The sequence below is a fragment of the Enterococcus sp. DIV1315a genome, assembly GCF_051712325.1.
GTDB classification, from domain to species: domain Bacteria; phylum Bacillota; class Bacilli; order Lactobacillales; family Enterococcaceae; genus Enterococcus; species Enterococcus faecalis.
In genome coordinates this window covers 2,257,584-2,273,959 of the sequence record NZ_JBIOOS010000001.1, presented here as the reverse complement: position 1 = coordinate 2,273,959, position 16,376 = coordinate 2,257,584, and the positions used below count along the sequence as shown (strand labels likewise).

Sequence of the window (16,376 nt, the reverse complement as noted above, 5' to 3'; positions counted from 1 at the left end):
TTATCTCACGAATGAGTGGCATTTGAATGAATTCAATTCAAATGCAATTTAGGTGGTACCGCGTAAATAAGATGAATCTACGCCCTAAAATACGAAAGTATTTTAGGGCGTATTTTAGTGTTTAGCCCAAAAAAACTCATTTGTAAAATAATTACCGCTCCAAATCGCGTATTTTAAGAAAGAAGGGGAAAAAATGTCAGAAGAAAAAAACTTACCAACGAAATATCAACCGACAGAAATCGAAGCTGGCCGTTATCAAAAATGGCTAGATCAAGATTTATTTAAACCAAGTGGCGACAAAAAAGCGAAGCCCTATTCAATTGTTATTCCACCACCCAATGTAACAGGAAAACTACACTTAGGGCATGCTTGGGATACAACATTACAAGATATGATTATCCGCCAAAAAAGAATGCAAGGCTTTGATACGTTATGGCTACCAGGAATGGACCATGCCGGAATTGCCACGCAAGCAAAAGTAGAAGAGAAACTAGCACAACAAGGAATTTCACGTTACGACTTAGGTCGTGAAAAATTTGTTGATCAAGTGTGGGAATGGAAAGAAGAATATGCTTCTCACATTCGTGAACAGTGGGCAAAAATGGGCCTTTCTTTAGATTACAGCCGTGAACGTTTTACTTTAGATGAAGGGCTATCTGAGGCCGTTCGTAAAGTGTTTGTCTCTCTTTACGAGAAAGATTTGATTTACCGTGGTGAATATATCATTAACTGGGATCCAAAAGCGAAAACAGCATTGTCTGATATCGAAGTAATCCATAAAGATATTGAAGGAGCTTTTTACCACATGAGCTACCCATTATCAGATGGTTCTGGCGTTGTTGAAATTGCGACAACGCGTCCTGAAACAATGTTGGGAGATACGGCGATTGCGGTCCATCCAGAAGATGAACGGTATCAAGAACTTATTGGTAAGACAGTTGTCTTGCCATTAGTCGATAAAGAAATTCCAATTATTGCAGATGACTATGTAGATATGGAATTTGGAACAGGGGTTGTAAAAATCACACCTGCTCATGATCCAAATGACTTTGAAGTCGGTAATCGTCATGACTTACCTCGAGTAAATGTTATGAACGAAGACGGCACGATGAATGAACTGGCTGGAAAATATGAAGGAATGGATCGTTTTGCTGCACGTAAAGCGATTGTCTCTGACTTGAAAGAATTAGGTCGCTTAATTAAGATCGAAACAATGAATCACAGCGTGGGCCATTCAGAACGAACAGGCGTTGTCGTGGAACCTCGTTTATCGACCCAATGGTTTGTAAAAATGGGACCATTAGCTGAAAAAGCAATAGAAAATCAAAAAACAGAAGACGCTGTTGAATTTTATCCACCACGCTTCAATCAAACATTTTTACGTTGGATGGAAAATATTCATGACTGGGTTATTTCGCGACAATTATGGTGGGGCCATCAAATTCCTGCTTGGTATCACAAAGAAACGGGTGAGATGTATGTTGGGATGGAAGCACCAGCCGACAGTGAAAACTGGGTTCAAGATAGTGATGTCTTAGATACATGGTTTAGTTCTGCATTATGGCCATTTTCAACGATGGGTTGGCCGGACGAAGCAAGCGAAGATTATCAACGTTACTTCCCAACAAGCACATTAGTTACTGGCTATGATATTATTGCCTTTTGGGTAAGTCGTATGATTTTCCAAAGCTTAGAGTTTACAGGCGAACGTCCCTTCCAAAATGTCTTAATTCACGGCTTAATTCGTGATGAGCAAGGACGCAAAATGAGTAAATCATTGGGGAATGGGATTGATCCAATGGATGTCATCGAAAAATATGGCGCAGATGCGTTACGTTGGTTCTTATCAAATGGTTCAGCACCTGGTCAAGATGTTCGTTTTAGTTATGAAAAAATGGATGCTTCTTGGAACTTTATCAATAAGATTTGGAATGCAAGTCGTTTCGTTATTATGAATGTAGAAGGTATGACTGCTGCAGATATTGACTTTAGTGGTGAAAAGACTGTCGCTGATCGTTGGATTTTAACGCGCTTAAACGAAACAGTCGCCCGTGTGACAGAATTATTTGATCGCTTTGAATTCGGTGAAGCAGGTCGCCAATTATACAACTTCATCTGGGATGATTTCTGTGATTGGTATATTGAAATGAGTAAAGAAATTCTTTACGGAGAAAATGAAGCAGCTAAACAAACAACACGGAGCATCTTGGTGTACACATTGGATCAAATCTTACGCTTATTGCATCCAATTATGCCATTTGTAACAGAAGAAATTTGGGAAAAAATTCCGCATCAAGGTGAGTCATTGGTTGTGGCAGAGTACCCAGTTGTTCATGAAGAATTTAACGATGAAGCAGCAGCTCGAGGAATGGAAGTTCTGAAGGAAGTTATTCGTTCGGTTCGGAATATTCGAGCAGAAGTGAATACACCACTTTCTAAACCAATTACTTTGTTAATTAAAACAAACGATACAGAAGTAGAAGAATTTTTAACAGCTAATACTAGCTACTTGGAACGCTTCTGTAACCCAGAGGAATTAGTCATCAGTCGTGAAATAGAAGCGCCAGAATTAGCCATGTCCGCTGTTTTAACAGGCGCAGAACTATTCCTACCATTAGCTGGGTTGATTAATATCGAGGAAGAAATTGCTCGCTTAGAAAAAGAATTAGACAAATGGACAAAAGAAGTCAAACGTGTGCAAGGCAAACTTTCAAATGAACGTTTTGTGTCAAATGCACCAGATGAGGTCGTAGAAGCAGAACGTGCAAAAGAAAAAGACTACCTTGAAAAACAAGAGGCTGTCAAAGAACGGATTGCCCAATTACGTTCAATCTAAAAAAGAAAAGACAACAAAACCAACGTTTGGTTTTGTTGTCTTTTTGTTATAATTTGCCAAATAATTGAAACAAATACAACATTAAATAGCTGTAAGTAGCCACAGACCAGAATTTCAATAAAAGAACAATTTTCATGAATTCCTTTAAAGATATATCTGTAATTCCCGCCACTAAACAAACAATATCATCTGGAGCGAAGGGGACTAACATAGTAAAGATTAAGAGCTTTTTGACATTGTGTTCATTTTTGTCTAAAATCTCTTCAAATTTTTTGTATTTATTGGGTGAAAGGATTATTTTTACAAAGCTACGTCCATAGTAACGAACCAGTAAAAAGCCAATAAACTCACCAATAATCAACCCAAGATAGCTATACAAAAGGCCTTGCAAATTGCCAAACATCAACATTCCTGCAACAGAAGAGATTCCTCCAGGTAGAATAGGAATAATCACTTGGACGATTTGTAAAAGAATGAAACACAGAACCGCATAGTTACCAAACTGTTTAATAAAAGCTTGCAAGGAAGCAACAGAATGAAAAATTCCTCTGGAATATCCCCATAAAATTAAGCCGAAGAAAAGCACCAGTCCAACTAGGGGTAACCACCGAATGAGTCCATTTAAAAATTTTTTCTGATTAGTCATGAGTGGCCTCCTGACGTTTTCGACGGTATTTTTTAAACCCAAGATAACCAGCCGTTCCCAGTAAAATCGTTCCGCTGACGGCAGTGCCGAGATAAATCATTCTTGGATGATAGGCAAAGGTTAACTGCTGTTTGCCAGCTGGGACTTCAACAGCTAAAAAGCCACCTAGAATGCGTTGTGTTTTTAATGGTTCTTTTTGTAGCGACGATTTGACTTGCCAATCTTGGTCATAAGGAATGGACGTATACAGTAACTGAGTGTCATTTCCAGGTACATTCAGTGCGCCATTTAAATGGCCTTTTTTAGTTGCATTCACGTGAAGAGCTTGTTGGCGTAATTTGTCAACCGCAAGATTAAAGGCTGTTTGGTCTAAAGTTTGAAGCTGCCAATTAGTTAAATCAACCACTTGTTCAGCAGTTAGTGACAGGGTCACGGTAGTTCCTTTTTCAAAATGCCCTAAATTGAACAGCTGATTGGTTGCAATATAAATTGGCGTCGAGATAACTTGTTGGTTTACCTTCAATTGTGTAACCTTTTTCCATTTTAAATTCGGAATATAAAGATGCAAGTCGCCAGTGCTATTCACTTTAAAGGTTGCTTCAATTGTTTCGTTGGTATGATGAGGTTCATTTATCAACGAAGCTGTTTTAAAGTAAGGTTTATCCGTCGGCACGAGCATTTGCAGGAGTTCTTCTTGGGCATCTAAAGGATTATTTTTTGCTAATTTTAACTTGGTTAATGCGGTTGGCGCCAAAAAGCCCATACCGATTGCTTCATCATTTTCCATGATTTTTGTGGAACCAACTGTTTTTAGCAATTTTTCACTCGTAGGTTTTTCAATTGGTAAAAAGTCATATTTCACATTTAAAAGTAAATTGGTTAGTTGTGAATTATCCACATAAGCAATCCGGCGATCATTTTTTCGATATAAACCTAGCGCACTTAATGTGTCTTGGGTAGTGGCAGTTAAAGTCGAAGTATAGCTAGAAACGCCAGCATAGCCATAAAGTAAAGGATTGTTGTAGCCGTTATTGATTTCACGGAACCCTGTTTCTTTGGAAGGAATGACTTGTTTCATGCGATAAAGTTCTGGTGCTGAGGCCATTTTTTCATCGATTAATTGGCTGTGTTTTCGGTAATCTTGGGCAAATGTTGCTTGGCTACCAAAGGGCATGTGTTTAAAAGAAATCCAGAAATTCGTTGTTAATTCTGTGCTGACCAGTAAGAATAAAGCAACGACTACATAGTTTCTTAAGGCCTTTTTGTGTGCTAAACGCAAGCAAAAGAAAATCAACCAAATAAAAAGTAAACTTAGCCATAAATAATTGATCGAAATTAAGAGATTCTTTTGTGGACCATAATACAAAGATCCGTAGCCAATGACTAACAGCAGACTAAAAATAATAGGTGCGGACCAAGGAATGGTCACTTTTTTAAGCCAAACTTCATAGGCAAAGACAATCAATAAAAAGCTAAAGATAAAGACATTTCGGTAAGGGAACCCAGCTGGGCTTTGAAACATGTGCCAGACAGTGTTAAAGGCTTCTAACCAAAAGCTTAAAAAGAGAATGAATAAAAGAATTGCTGAAGCTATTCTTTCTTTTAACGCAATTTGTTTCGTTTGAAAATAGGCAACACAGAGGAGTGTCACAAATAATCCAGCAAAAACGGTTGGTAAATGGTCTAAACGCAACTCATAATTAATAGAACCTAAGCCTAATTGCGAGAAGAACGAAGTGTTGAACTTAGGCGTTAAAAAGAACGTCGAGACATCAAAATCTGCTTTTTTTGTATAGAGCATCCCTTCTGCTGCAGGTAATAATAAAAAACTAGTTGCGGTTCCTGTTAAAAAAGAAACGAGGATGAATAACGGACTTTGTTTAAAAAATTGCCGAATAGCATGGGCTTGGGTATTCTTTTTAAAGAACCAATAGATACTGTACAAAACAGCAAAGAGACAAATCATATAACCCATGTAGTAATTCGTCACAATCGCTAAAAATAGGGTGATACTGTATAAGCCCCATTTGCGTTGATCCCATAAACGTTGGAGTCCCAATAAGATAAGCGGGAATAGAATCAGTGCATCCAACCACATAAAGTTTTGGCTATAGACGGTGACAAAGCCACAGAAACTATAGGACGTTGAAAAAAGTAACGTGGTGCCATCAACTTTTTGATAGGTGTATTTTAAATAGCTAAACATCGTAGTGCCCATCAAGGCAAGTTTTAAGGTAATAATCCATAAAATTGCTATAGGTAATTGTTCATAAGGAAAAAAGAAAGCCAACACATTAAAAGGGCTCAGTAAGTAATAGGCTGCCAAAGGAACAATCGATTCACCAATCTCATTGGAAAAAGAGTAGAATGTAGTTATTCCCTCGTGAAAAGAGCGTTTTAAAAAACTCAAGAAAGGCATGTATTGTGTGCCTAAATCACTAACTAATAAGTTGTTGTCACCAAAAGGCGCAAGTTGTAATGTCATCCATACAAGCAATAGAAGTAAAAACGGCAAGAAAAAACTTCCTAACCATAAAAGCTTCGATTTGTTTTTCATCAAAATAAGTCCACCTTTATAAAAAAATCATGAATAAGCGTGTTGAACGCTCTAAAAATAGTTTTTAATTGGCTGGCTGGAACGAACCATCCAGAATGTTAGTTTACCATAAGTTCATTAATGTATCCGCTAATAACGCAAAATTATGAAAAATGCAAAAAATTTTCAAGAAAAAGTTTCAATTGGTTATTAGTGAAAAAGTCACCTAACTTGGTTATAATGTAGAAGAAGACAAGGAGTTGGACAAGATGCAATTAACAATAGAAGAAGCCATTGAATGGATTCATAGCCGGTTACCCTTTGGCTCAAGACCTGGTTTGGATCGGATTAATGCGTTATTAGAAAAAATTGATCATCCAGAAAACAAAGTGCCAACGATTCATATCGCAGGAACCAATGGTAAAGGCTCAACCGTGACATATTTACGCTGTCTATTAGAAGAAATGGGCTTGAAAGTCGGAACCTTTACCTCTCCTTATATTGAATCATTTAATGAAAGAATTGCGATAAATGGTCAACCAATTTCAGACGAACAATTGATTACCTATGTGGAAAAGTATCAACCAATCATTAAAGAATTAGACCAAATCACTGAAGTGGCTGGAATTACAGAATTCGAAACATTGACAGGAATGGCCTTGGACTATTTCGTGAATGAACAAGTGGATATCGCAGTTGTTGAAGTTGGCTTAGGTGGATTACTTGATAGCACCAATGTCGTGAAGCCAATATTGACGGGAATTACGACAATTGGGAAGGATCACACAGAAATTTTAGGTGAAACAATTGCTGAAATTGCCTATCAAAAAGCGGGTATTATTAAAGAAAAAGTCCCAGTAGTAACAGGCAATATTTGTGCTGATGCGCTAGCAGTCATTGAAAAAGTCGCACAAGAAAAACAGAGTCCAATTTTTCGTTTTGGCAAAGAGTATCAAGTGGAATATCTACATCCTGACACACAATGGGGGGAAATATTTAATTTCTATGGAGAAATGGGCAAACTGACAAAGATTAAAGTTCCCTTGTTGGGGCGTCACCAAGTAGAAAACGCGGCGGTAGCTATTCAATTATTTGACAAGTATTGCCAACTACAACATTTGCCGTTTAAAGAACGAGACATTACTCAAGGGTTAGCTAAAGCGCAATGGCCAGCTCGAATGGAACGTCTTAGTGATGAACCGTTGATTGTTTTAGATGGTGCCCACAATGATCACGCAGTAAAACGCTTAGTTGAAAACTTGCGCAAAGAGTTTCCACAACACACGATTCATATTTTATTTTCAGCTTTAGCAACTAAAGATGTGGATGAGATGATTCAGGACTTAAAGCAAGTATCGAATGCGCATCTTTACTTAACTAGCTTCGATTATCCTAAAGCTATTGCACTTACAGAAATGGAAAAATATGAAGACGATTTAACAGAAATTGTGTCTTTATGGCAATTTGGCTTAGGCGAAATTTTAGAAAAAATGTCGACAGATGATTTATTATTAGTAACAGGTTCATTATATTTTGTTTCTCAAGTAAGAGAATTACTTTTAACTATAGGAGGAAATGATGAAGAAATTTGATGGCGTAATTTTTGATATGGATGGGTTGCTTTTTGATACGGAGTTGATTTACTATACATCTACTCAAAAAGTAGCAGATGCAATGGGGTTACCATATAGTAAAGAAGTCTATTTAGACTATGTTGGGATTTCCGATGAAGAAGTACAAGAGAATTACCGACGTATTTATGCGTCCTATGGTCACGACACAGTGGAAGAATTTATCCGCCGTTCTTATGAGGATACCCTGCAAGAGTTTCGATCTGGTAACGTCCCTTTAAAACCAGGGGTGGTGGAATTCCTTGACTTTTTAGATGATCAAAAAATTCCTCGATTAGTTGCTTCAAGTAACGTCCGTCCAGCAATTGAAATGTTATTAAGCCATGCTGGGATTCAGGATCGTTTTGTAGGGATCGTTTCAGCAGAGGATGTTAAACGAGCAAAACCGGACCCAGAAATTTTTCAAAAAGCTCGTCAACTTTTAGGAACAGAAGCCCCGAAAACCTTGATTTTCGAAGACTCATTTCATGGGGTAAGTGCGGCTCATAGTGCGGGCATTCCAGTGATCATGGTACCTGATTTATTGCAACCAACTGAAGTTATCCAAGAGAAAACATTACATGTCTTGGAGAGTTTACATCAAGCGCCACATTATTTAAAATAATAAAAACAACACTCCTTTGCGTAGTTTATTAATGACTAGCAAAGGAGGTTTTTTTTATGCAAGTATCGGATCTGTTTATTCGCGAGATGCCGAGTGATTGTTTACCACGAGAACGGCTCTTAGCGATAGGAGAAAAAGCATTATCGAATCAAGAGTTGTTGGCGATTCTGTTACGAACTGGCTCAAAAGAAGCAGACGTGATGACTGTTGCCGCAACGCTATTAAAACAGTTTAAGCAACTTTCTTATTTGCAGCAAGCCACGTTGAACGAGTTAATGGCTATTAAAGGTATTGGACAAGTGAAAGCCATTGAATTACGTGCGGCCATTGAATTGGGGTGTCGAATTTATCAAAGTAGTCAAATCAAATTTGGCAAAGTTACGTCCAGTCAACAAGTCGCTCAACGATTACTCTAAGAGATGAAGGGGCTGCAACAAGAACATTTAATTTGTATTTACTTGAATACCAAGAATGACATTATCCAACAGAAAACGATTTTCAAAGGTTCACTGAATCAAAGTATTGCTCATCCACGCGAAATTTTTCGGGAAGCGGTTAAATATTCTTCTGCTCGCATACTATTAGCTCATAATCATCCATCTGGCAATCCGACACCGTCTCCACAAGATATTCAATTTACCAAACGAATGGAAGAATGTGGCGAAATGATGGGGATTCAATTGTTGGATCATATTATTGTTGGTGATAGCGGATACATTAGTTTGAGAGAAGAGAATTTTTTTGCTTCAGAATGAGGACAATTCTTGCAAAAATATTTTATCACGTGTAAAATGAAAGGGTAATCTTGTTTGGAATTATGTAGACTTTTTAAATTTTTTTAAATATTCTATTGGAAGCGAGCAAAGTTACGACTATTTATGTGCAAATGCACGAGGAGGAACAAAAGAATGGAACAAGGAACAGTAAAATGGTTTAACGCAGAAAAAGGTTTTGGGTTTATCTCACGCGAAGACGGAAGCGACGTATTCGTACACTTCTCAGCTATCCAAGGTGATGGTTTCAAAACTTTAGAAGAAGGTCAAGCAGTGACTTTCGATGTTGAAGATTCAGACCGTGGCCCTCAAGCAGTTAACGTAGAAAAAAACTAATAAAAAATAATCCAAAAACACCTAACGCATGTTAGGTGTTTTTTTGTTAGAAAAAATAGAGAAGAAAAATGGACAAGCATTTTTCTTCTCTATTAAATGAGAGCTTTATTGATCACTAACTGTGGCAGTCATAATCATTGGCAGAATCATTGGATGACGTTCTGTTTGTTCAAACAAGAAAGGCTGTAAAGCGGTCGTCATGGCTTCGCCTAATTTTGTTTCGGTACAGTTTTTATCTTTCATTGCTTCACGTAGAGCATTGAATAAAAGACGTTGGCCTTCATGAATCATATCACCAGACTCACGCATGTAGACAAAACCACGGGAAAGAATGTCTGGACCAGCCATAATTTCTTTATTTTTAATATCAACTGTTGCTACCGCTAAAACTAAACCTTCTTCAGATAAGATACGACGATCCCGTAAAACAACATTCCCGATATCACCGACACCATTTCCATCAACGTACACGTCATTAGCATTGAAGTGACCAGCAGGACGTGCGCTATCAGCCGTTAAAGCTAAGACATCGCCGTTGCCCATGATAAAGCAATTTTCTTCAGGAACCCCTGTATCTTGAGCGAGCGAAGCATGGATTTTTAACATTCTAAATTCACCATGAACAGGCATGAAATATTTAGGCTTCATCAAGCGAAGCATTAATTTTTGCTCTTCTTGTCCACCGTGACCAGAAGTATGGATATTATTGATTTTTCCGTGGATAACTTCCGCACCGGCTTCAGATAATAAGTTGATTAAACGGTTAACGCTTGTCGTATTCCCAGGAATTGGTGAACTTGAGAAAACAACCGTATCGCCTGGTTGAATACTAATTTGGCGATGTGTACCGTTAGCAATCCGACTAAGCGCGGCCATAGGTTCTCCTTGAGAGCCAGTACATAAAATCATTGTTTCATTTGCTGGCAATTGATTCAGTTCCGCCGCATCGACAAACGTTCCTTTGGGCACTTTGATGTAGCCTAAGCGTTCGCCATTGACAATGGCATTTTCCATGCTACGACCAAAAACAGCAATTTTGCGACCGGTTTTCACGGCTGCATCAGCAGCTTGTTGTAAACGGAAAATGTTTGAAGCAAAACTGGCAAAGATAATCCGACCATCAATTTTTTCAAAGATTTTTAAAATAGAGGTCCCAATTGTTTTTTCGGATTTTGTAAAGGTGGGTATTTCAGCATTGGTACTGTCTGAAAGAAGACAAAGGACGCCTTCTTCACCTAATTTCGCCATTCTGTGTAAGTTGGCTGGCTCGCCAACGGGTGTAAAGTCAAACTTAAAGTCACCTGTTGCGACAATGTTACCAGAAGGCGTTTTAACCACAACGCCCAAGGCATCAGGAATACTGTGAGTCGTCCGGAAAAAGCTAATCGCTGTTTTTCTAAAACGAATCACCGTATCTTCATTAATTTCGTGTAATTCCGCTTCTCGCAATAAACCATGTTCATCTAGTTTGTTGGTAATTAAAGCCAAGGCTAGTGGTCCCGCATAGATTGGGATATTCGCTTGACGTAAAAGATAAGGAACGCCACCAATATGGTCTTCGTGACCGTGGGTAATAACGAGTGCTTTGACTTTATGCAAATTTTGAACGATGTAGCTATAATCTGGAATCACATAGTCAATCCCAAGTAAATCATCTTCTGGGAATTTGATCCCAGCATCAATAATGATAATTTCATCTTGGAATTGTACCCCATATGTGTTTTTTCCAATTTCGCCTAAACCACCGATTGCAAAAACGCCAGTTTCGTTATTTTTTATGTTTACTTTCATGTTAAAACTCCGTTAGAGTGAAGTCCGCATGTTCTTGCTCGTAAGCAAGATGTTTTTCGTCTAATAATTGAACGTATTCAATATTGTATGGGGTATTTTCTTCAACTAATTGGCGCACGATTACATCGCTATCGGCTTCCATGTAAAGAGATTTTGTGTCTTCTCTTTTTGGGTTTCTGATTTTTGTTTCTTGATAGTATACTTTGTAAATCATCGATTCATTTCTCCTTCAGCTACTAATAGTAGCAATTTATAGTTTTTTTCATTTTAAGACAGAAAATTAAACACAACAAAACGAGGTGCTGATCACCTAAAAAAGAATGCTCATCAAAAACATCTGTTAATGATGAAATGAAGCCTCGACTTTGCTTCATTCTGGGTATTTGATTTTATGTGTTCTTTTTCAACCGTCCCGTGTGTTGTGAATAACAACAATTAAGCTTATTTTATCATAGAATGATAAGGAAGTATAGAAACACTCACTGGACTTTTAAAAAAAACAAACTTCTTGTTTCGCCTTATTCTTGATCAAGTTCGAGTGCCTTTTTTTTAGGACGCCAATACCAACTTAAGCCAATCACGTGAGCTAAATAAACAATCGCTAAAGTCGTAGTCATCAACGTATTTCGGACAATTAAACACGGAATGGCAAATAAAAGAAACATGGAAATAAATAGTTTCCATTTGCCTTTACGAGTAATTTTTTTCTCAAAGAAGGCTTCTTGGATGTATTTTTGATAATAAGAAGAAGCTAAAAATTTGTTATAAAGTTTATCTGAACTACGCATCCAAAAAAAGGCCGTTAATAAATAAAAACCAGTGGTGGGTAAAAGCGGCAAAAAGATTCCTAACGTGCCTAAAGCAAACGTACAGGAACCGAGAAAAATGAAGAATAATTTTTTCATTCAAAGGGTCCTTTCAGTTTTTCCCAATTATGGCACAATCAAAAGGAAGTAGCAATTTTAATCGTATAAGTAAATCATTAAAATTATCTATTTTTTAGAAAATCTAAAAGAGAAAGGATAGAAAGAGAAAGGCTGTTTTTTCTAGCCAGACAGCTTGTATTACCGATTTCTTTTTGATACAGTGGGAGTACTAGAAAATTTAAAGTAAGATAAGAAGGAGATGATTAATTGAAGTTAATGTGGCGTTACACAATGCGTTATAAGAAATTACTTTTCGCTGATTTTATTTGTGTGTTTGGTTTTATTTTAATTGAATTAGGCTTGCCGACCATTTTAGCACGAATGATTGACAAAGGAATTATTCCTAAAGATATGGACTATATTTATCAGCAAGGGATTTGGATGGTTGTAATTACGATTATTGGTGTCGCAATGAATATTTTGCTGGGGTACTTTGGTGCCAGAATTACAACAAACATTGTTCGTGATATTCGTGATGATTTATTTGAAAAGATTCAAACTTTCTCACACAGTGAATATGAAAGTATTGGGGTTTCTTCCTTAATTACGCGAACTACCAATGATGCATACCAAATTATGCTCTTCATGGGAAATATTTTACGTCTTGGCTTTATGACGCCAGTGATGTTTATTGCCAGTCTTTACATGGTGATGCGAACGAGTCCCTCGTTAGGAATGTACGTTTTAGGTGCCTTGCCTTTTCTGCTGCTAGCAGTTGTCGGGATTGCTCGTTTGTCAGAACCGTTATCTAAAAAGCAACAAAAGAACTTAGATGGAATCAACGGGATTTTAAGAGAAAATCTTTCTGGATTGCGGGTAATACGCGCATTTGTTAATGAAAAATTTGAAGAATCTCGTTTTAATAAAGTCAATGAAACTTACACTAAAAGTTCAAAAAGTCTGTTTCGTTTAATGGCAGCAGCCCAACCAGGGTTCTTTTTCTTATTTAATATTGTGATGGTCTTAATCATTTGGAGCGGGACTGTTCAAATCAGCCATGGGGATTTAGAAGTTGGGAATTTAATTGCTTTTATTGAATATATTTTTCATGCGCTGTTCTCGTTTATGTTATTTGCCAGTGTCTTTATGATGTATCCGCGGGCTGCGGTTTCGGCTTCGCGGATTCAAGAAGCCTTAGACATGAAACCAGCTATTCGTGAAGAAGAAGGCGTAACAGAAACAGCTACTAAAGGCTATCTAGAGTTTAAAAATGTAACCTTTGCCTATCCTGGACATGCGGAAAGCCCAGTCATCCGCAATGTAAGTTTTAAGGCGTCACCTGGTGAAACAGTGGCCTTCATTGGGAGCACAGGTAGTGGGAAATCAACATTAATTCAATTGATTCCACGGTTTTATGATGTATCAGAAGGTGAAATTTTAATCGATGGAGTGAACGTAAAAGAGTACCAACTTAGTGCATTACGCAATAAGATTGGCTATATTCCACAAAAAGCGTTACTTTTTACTGGTACAATTGCTGATAACCTTCGCTACGGTAAGGAAGATGCGACGTTAGAAGAAATGGAACGAGCAATTGACATTGCTCAAGCCACAGAATTTGTTTCACAAAAACCGCAAGGCTATGATGAACCTCTTTCAGAAGGTGGCACGAACTTTTCTGGTGGTCAAAAACAACGTTTAGCTATCGCACGGGCGATTATTCGCAATCCGGAAATTTATATATTTGATGATAGTTTTTCTGCGTTAGATTATCAAACAGATGCAAATTTACGAGCGCGTCTGAAAAAAGAAACAACAGAATCCACTGTTTTAATTGTGGCACAACGTGTTGGAACAATTATGCATGCGGACCGCATTGTTGTTTTAAACGAAGGCGACGTGGTCGGAATTGGCACACATCGTGAATTACTTGAGACTTGTCCAATTTACTATGATATTGCGGCTTCTCAATTGTCAGAGGAGGAATTAGCATGAAACACGCCTTTTCTTCTATGAAACGAATCGGTCGCTATATTAAACCGTACCGAGTGACGTTTTATTTAGTTATTTTATTTACAATATTAACCGTTGCCTTTAATGCAGCGTTGCCTTATTTGACTGGATTACCAACGACAGAAATTAGCCGTAATATTGCGGCTGGCGAATCCATTAATTTTGATTATGTAATCCAATGTTTAATTTGGATTTTAGTTGTGGGAACAGGTTATTGTGTGGCACAATTTTTGTCAGGCTTTTTAATGACGAATGTCGTTCAACAATCCATGCGCGATTTACGTCGCGATATTGAAGAAAAAATCAATCGTTTGCCAGTTTCTTATTTTGATAAGAACCAACAAGGAAATATTTTGTCACGGGTGACGAACGATGTGGATGCTGTCAGCAATGCGATGCAACAAAGTTTTATCAATATTGTTTCAGCAGTCTTAGGTATTGTGATGGCGGTAGTGATGATGTTCTTAATCAATCCGCTGATGGCGATTTTTTCAGTGATTATGATTCCGTTGTCTCTGATTATTTCCAGAACAATTGTTAAAATCTCCCAGAAATATTTCCAAGGAATGCAAAATTCTTTAGGAGACTTAAATGGTTATGTCCAAGAAAATATGACTGGGTTCAGTGTTTTAAAACTATATGGTCGGGAAAAAGAAACCCTTGAAGGCTTTAAACAAGTCAATCATCGTTTAAATGGTTTTGGTTTCAAAGCATCCTTTATCTCAGGATTAATGTTGCCATTGGTTCAGATGACCGCTTATGGGACCTATATCGGGGTAGCTGTCCTTGGTAGTTACTATGTGGTTGCTGGTGTGATTGTAGTGGGGCAATTACAAGCGTTTATTCAATATATTTGGCAAATTAGCCAACCAATGGGGAATATTACGCAGTTGTCTGCAGCTTTACAAAGCGCTTCAGCTTCGACCATGCGGATTTTTGAAATCCTAGATGAACCAGAAGAAGAACTTAACGAACAAGATGTTCCTTTACCAGAACCTATTTTAGGCTCTGTTGAATTTGAAAATGTCAGCTTTAGTTATGACCCAGAAAAACCGTTAATTCGTAATTTGAACTTTAAAGTTGATGCGGGCCAAATGGTTGCGATTGTGGGACCAACTGGCGCTGGGAAAACAACCTTAATCAACTTACTGATGCGTTTTTATGATGTAACAGAAGGCGCCATTAAAATTGATGGTATTGACACGAAAAAAATGAACCGTAGTGATGTCCGATCTGTATTTGGAATGGTATTGCAAGATGCTTGGTTGTATAAAGGTACCATTGCAGATAACATTCGTTTTGGGAAGTTGGATGCCACGGATTATGAAGTTGTCGATGCAGCGAAAACGGCCAATGTGGATCACTTCATTCGGACAATGCCAGACGGGTATGAAATGGAAATCAATTCTGAGGGAGATAACGTTTCCCTTGGTCAAAAACAATTGTTGACCATTGCCCGAGCGGTAATTTCTGATCCGAAAATTTTGATTTTAGATGAGGCGACTAGTTCAGTCGATACACGCTTGGAAGCCTTAATTCAAAAAGCAATGGATCGTGTTATGGAAGGACGAACGAGTTTCGTTATTGCCCACCGCCTATCAACTATTCGTGAAGCTGATTTAATTCTTGTTATGAAACAAGGAGAAATCATTGAAAAAGGTACGCATCATGAGTTGCTGGAACAAGGTGGCTTCTATGAAAAACTATACAATAGTCAATTTGCTGAAGAAGGCGACTATGAGGAATAAAAAAACGGCTGTCTGAAAAGACAGTCGTTTTTCTTGTCTTTTTTACTATGAAAGTGAGGAATTCTTGTCTATACTTAATGAAAAGAGGTGACAGCGTTTGAAAAAAGAATATTTTATTGCTGCTAGTGCAGATGTCTATGGAAACGTACAACTAGCAAAGGATAGTAATATTTGGTTTCAGTCGGTCTTAAGAGGTGACAGTAACACAATTACCATTGGTGAAGGTAGTAATATTCAAGATGGCACGATTATTCATGTTGATGAAGATGCCCCGACAATTGTAGGCAAGTATGTAACGGTGGGCCATCAATGCATGTTACACGGTTGTAAAATCGGTGATGGTGCTTTGATTGGCATGGGGTCAACCATTCTAAATAATGCTATTATTGGAGAAAACAGCCTGATTGGTGCGGGCTCTTTAGTGACGGAAGGCAAAATTATCCCGCCAAATGTTTTAGCATTTGGTCGACCCGCAAAGGTTATCCGTCCGTTAACGGCAGCAGAAATAGCCAGTAATCATACGAACGCCTTACATTATATTCAACGAGCAGAAGAATTTCGCCAACAAAAATACCCGAAACTAACATAGAATTAGG

At 37.9% G+C, this 16,376-nt stretch carries 12 protein-coding genes, 1 pseudogene and 1 other annotated feature (1 of these 14 only partly in view); of the genes and pseudogenes, 8 read left to right on the top strand and 5 right to left on the bottom strand.

Features of this window, described 5'->3' with window-relative positions; all coding sequences use genetic code 11:
• Positions 1–90: a binding site (T-box leader), on the top strand (it extends 150 nt beyond the left edge of the window).
• 103 nt (positions 91–193) lie between these two features.
• Positions 194–2,836, top strand: a complete 2,643-nt coding sequence (locus tag IGJ03_RS10815; protein WP_002375712.1) for a valine--tRNA ligase — start codon at positions 194–196, stop codon at positions 2,834–2,836.
• 46 nt (positions 2,837–2,882) lie between these two features.
• Here IGJ03_RS10815 and IGJ03_RS10810 read toward each other — a convergent pair whose 3' ends face one another.
• Positions 2,883–3,482, bottom strand: coding sequence for a TVP38/TMEM64 family protein (locus IGJ03_RS10810; protein WP_002355114.1), 600 nt, complete (start codon positions 3,480–3,482; stop codon positions 2,883–2,885).
• On the bottom strand, positions 3,475–6,039 hold the full coding sequence (locus tag IGJ03_RS10805) for a YfhO family protein (RefSeq protein ID WP_202573674.1): 2,565 nt from the start codon (positions 6,037–6,039) through the stop codon (positions 3,475–3,477). Before IGJ03_RS10805 ends, IGJ03_RS10810 begins: the two co-directional genes overlap by 8 nt.
• A gap of 248 nt (positions 6,040–6,287) precedes the next feature.
• On the opposite strand from IGJ03_RS10805, the gene IGJ03_RS10800 reads away from it, so the two are divergent.
• From IGJ03_RS10800 to IGJ03_RS10785, 4 genes and pseudogenes are all read left to right on the top strand, one after another.
• On the top strand, positions 6,288–7,610 hold the full coding sequence (locus IGJ03_RS10800; RefSeq protein ID WP_202573673.1) for a bifunctional folylpolyglutamate synthase/dihydrofolate synthase: 1,323 nt from the start codon (positions 6,288–6,290) through the stop codon (positions 7,608–7,610).
• On the top strand, positions 7,594–8,253 hold the full coding sequence (locus tag IGJ03_RS10795; protein ID WP_016616796.1) for an HAD family hydrolase: 660 nt from the start codon (positions 7,594–7,596) through the stop codon (positions 8,251–8,253). The genes IGJ03_RS10800 and IGJ03_RS10795 overlap by 17 nt, the downstream gene beginning before the upstream one ends.
• Positions 8,254–8,309: 56 nt before the next feature.
• Positions 8,310–9,008, top strand: a pseudogene (gene radC / locus IGJ03_RS10790) (RadC family protein).
• Between the two features lie 153 nt (positions 9,009–9,161).
• Positions 9,162–9,362 carry a cold-shock protein gene (locus IGJ03_RS10785; protein WP_002355121.1) on the top strand — a complete coding sequence of 67 codons (201 nt, stop codon included), beginning with the start codon at positions 9,162–9,164 and terminating at the stop codon, positions 9,360–9,362.
• Between the two features lie 105 nt (positions 9,363–9,467).
• Here the strand turns inward: IGJ03_RS10785 and rnjA are convergent, their stop codons facing one another.
• The 3 genes from rnjA to IGJ03_RS10770 form a co-directional block, all read right to left on the bottom strand.
• Positions 9,468–11,153: a ribonuclease J1 gene (gene rnjA, locus IGJ03_RS10780; protein ID WP_438711127.1), complete on the bottom strand. Its 1,686-nt coding sequence runs from the start codon at positions 11,151–11,153 to the stop codon at positions 9,468–9,470.
• Between the two features lies 1 nt (position 11,154).
• A complete protein-coding gene (locus IGJ03_RS10775; protein ID WP_002355123.1) occupies positions 11,155–11,367 on the bottom strand; it encodes a DNA-directed RNA polymerase subunit epsilon in 213 nt (70 codons plus the stop codon).
• A gap of 304 nt (positions 11,368–11,671) precedes the next feature.
• Complete coding sequence (locus IGJ03_RS10770) at positions 11,672–12,058, bottom strand: YbaN family protein (protein WP_002355126.1); 387 nt, start codon at positions 12,056–12,058, stop codon at positions 11,672–11,674.
• A 228-nt stretch (positions 12,059–12,286) separates the two neighbouring features.
• On the opposite strand from IGJ03_RS10770, the gene efrA reads away from it, so the two are divergent.
• The 3 genes from efrA to IGJ03_RS10755 all read left to right on the top strand — a co-directional run bounded on the left by efrA (position 12,287) and on the right by IGJ03_RS10755 (position 16,369).
• Complete coding sequence (gene efrA, locus IGJ03_RS10765) at positions 12,287–14,014, top strand: multidrug efflux ABC transporter subunit EfrA (protein ID WP_173961954.1); 1,728 nt, start codon at positions 12,287–12,289, stop codon at positions 14,012–14,014.
• Positions 14,011–15,780 (top strand): multidrug efflux ABC transporter subunit EfrB, encoded by a 1,770-nt coding sequence (efrB, locus tag IGJ03_RS10760; protein WP_002365186.1) that lies wholly within the window; start codon positions 14,011–14,013, stop codon positions 15,778–15,780. Before efrA ends, efrB begins: the two co-directional genes overlap by 4 nt.
• A 97-nt stretch (positions 15,781–15,877) precedes the next feature.
• Positions 15,878–16,369, top strand: coding sequence for a gamma carbonic anhydrase family protein (locus IGJ03_RS10755; RefSeq protein ID WP_002355129.1), 492 nt, complete (start codon positions 15,878–15,880; stop codon positions 16,367–16,369).
• Positions 16,370–16,376: the final 7 nt, after the last annotated feature.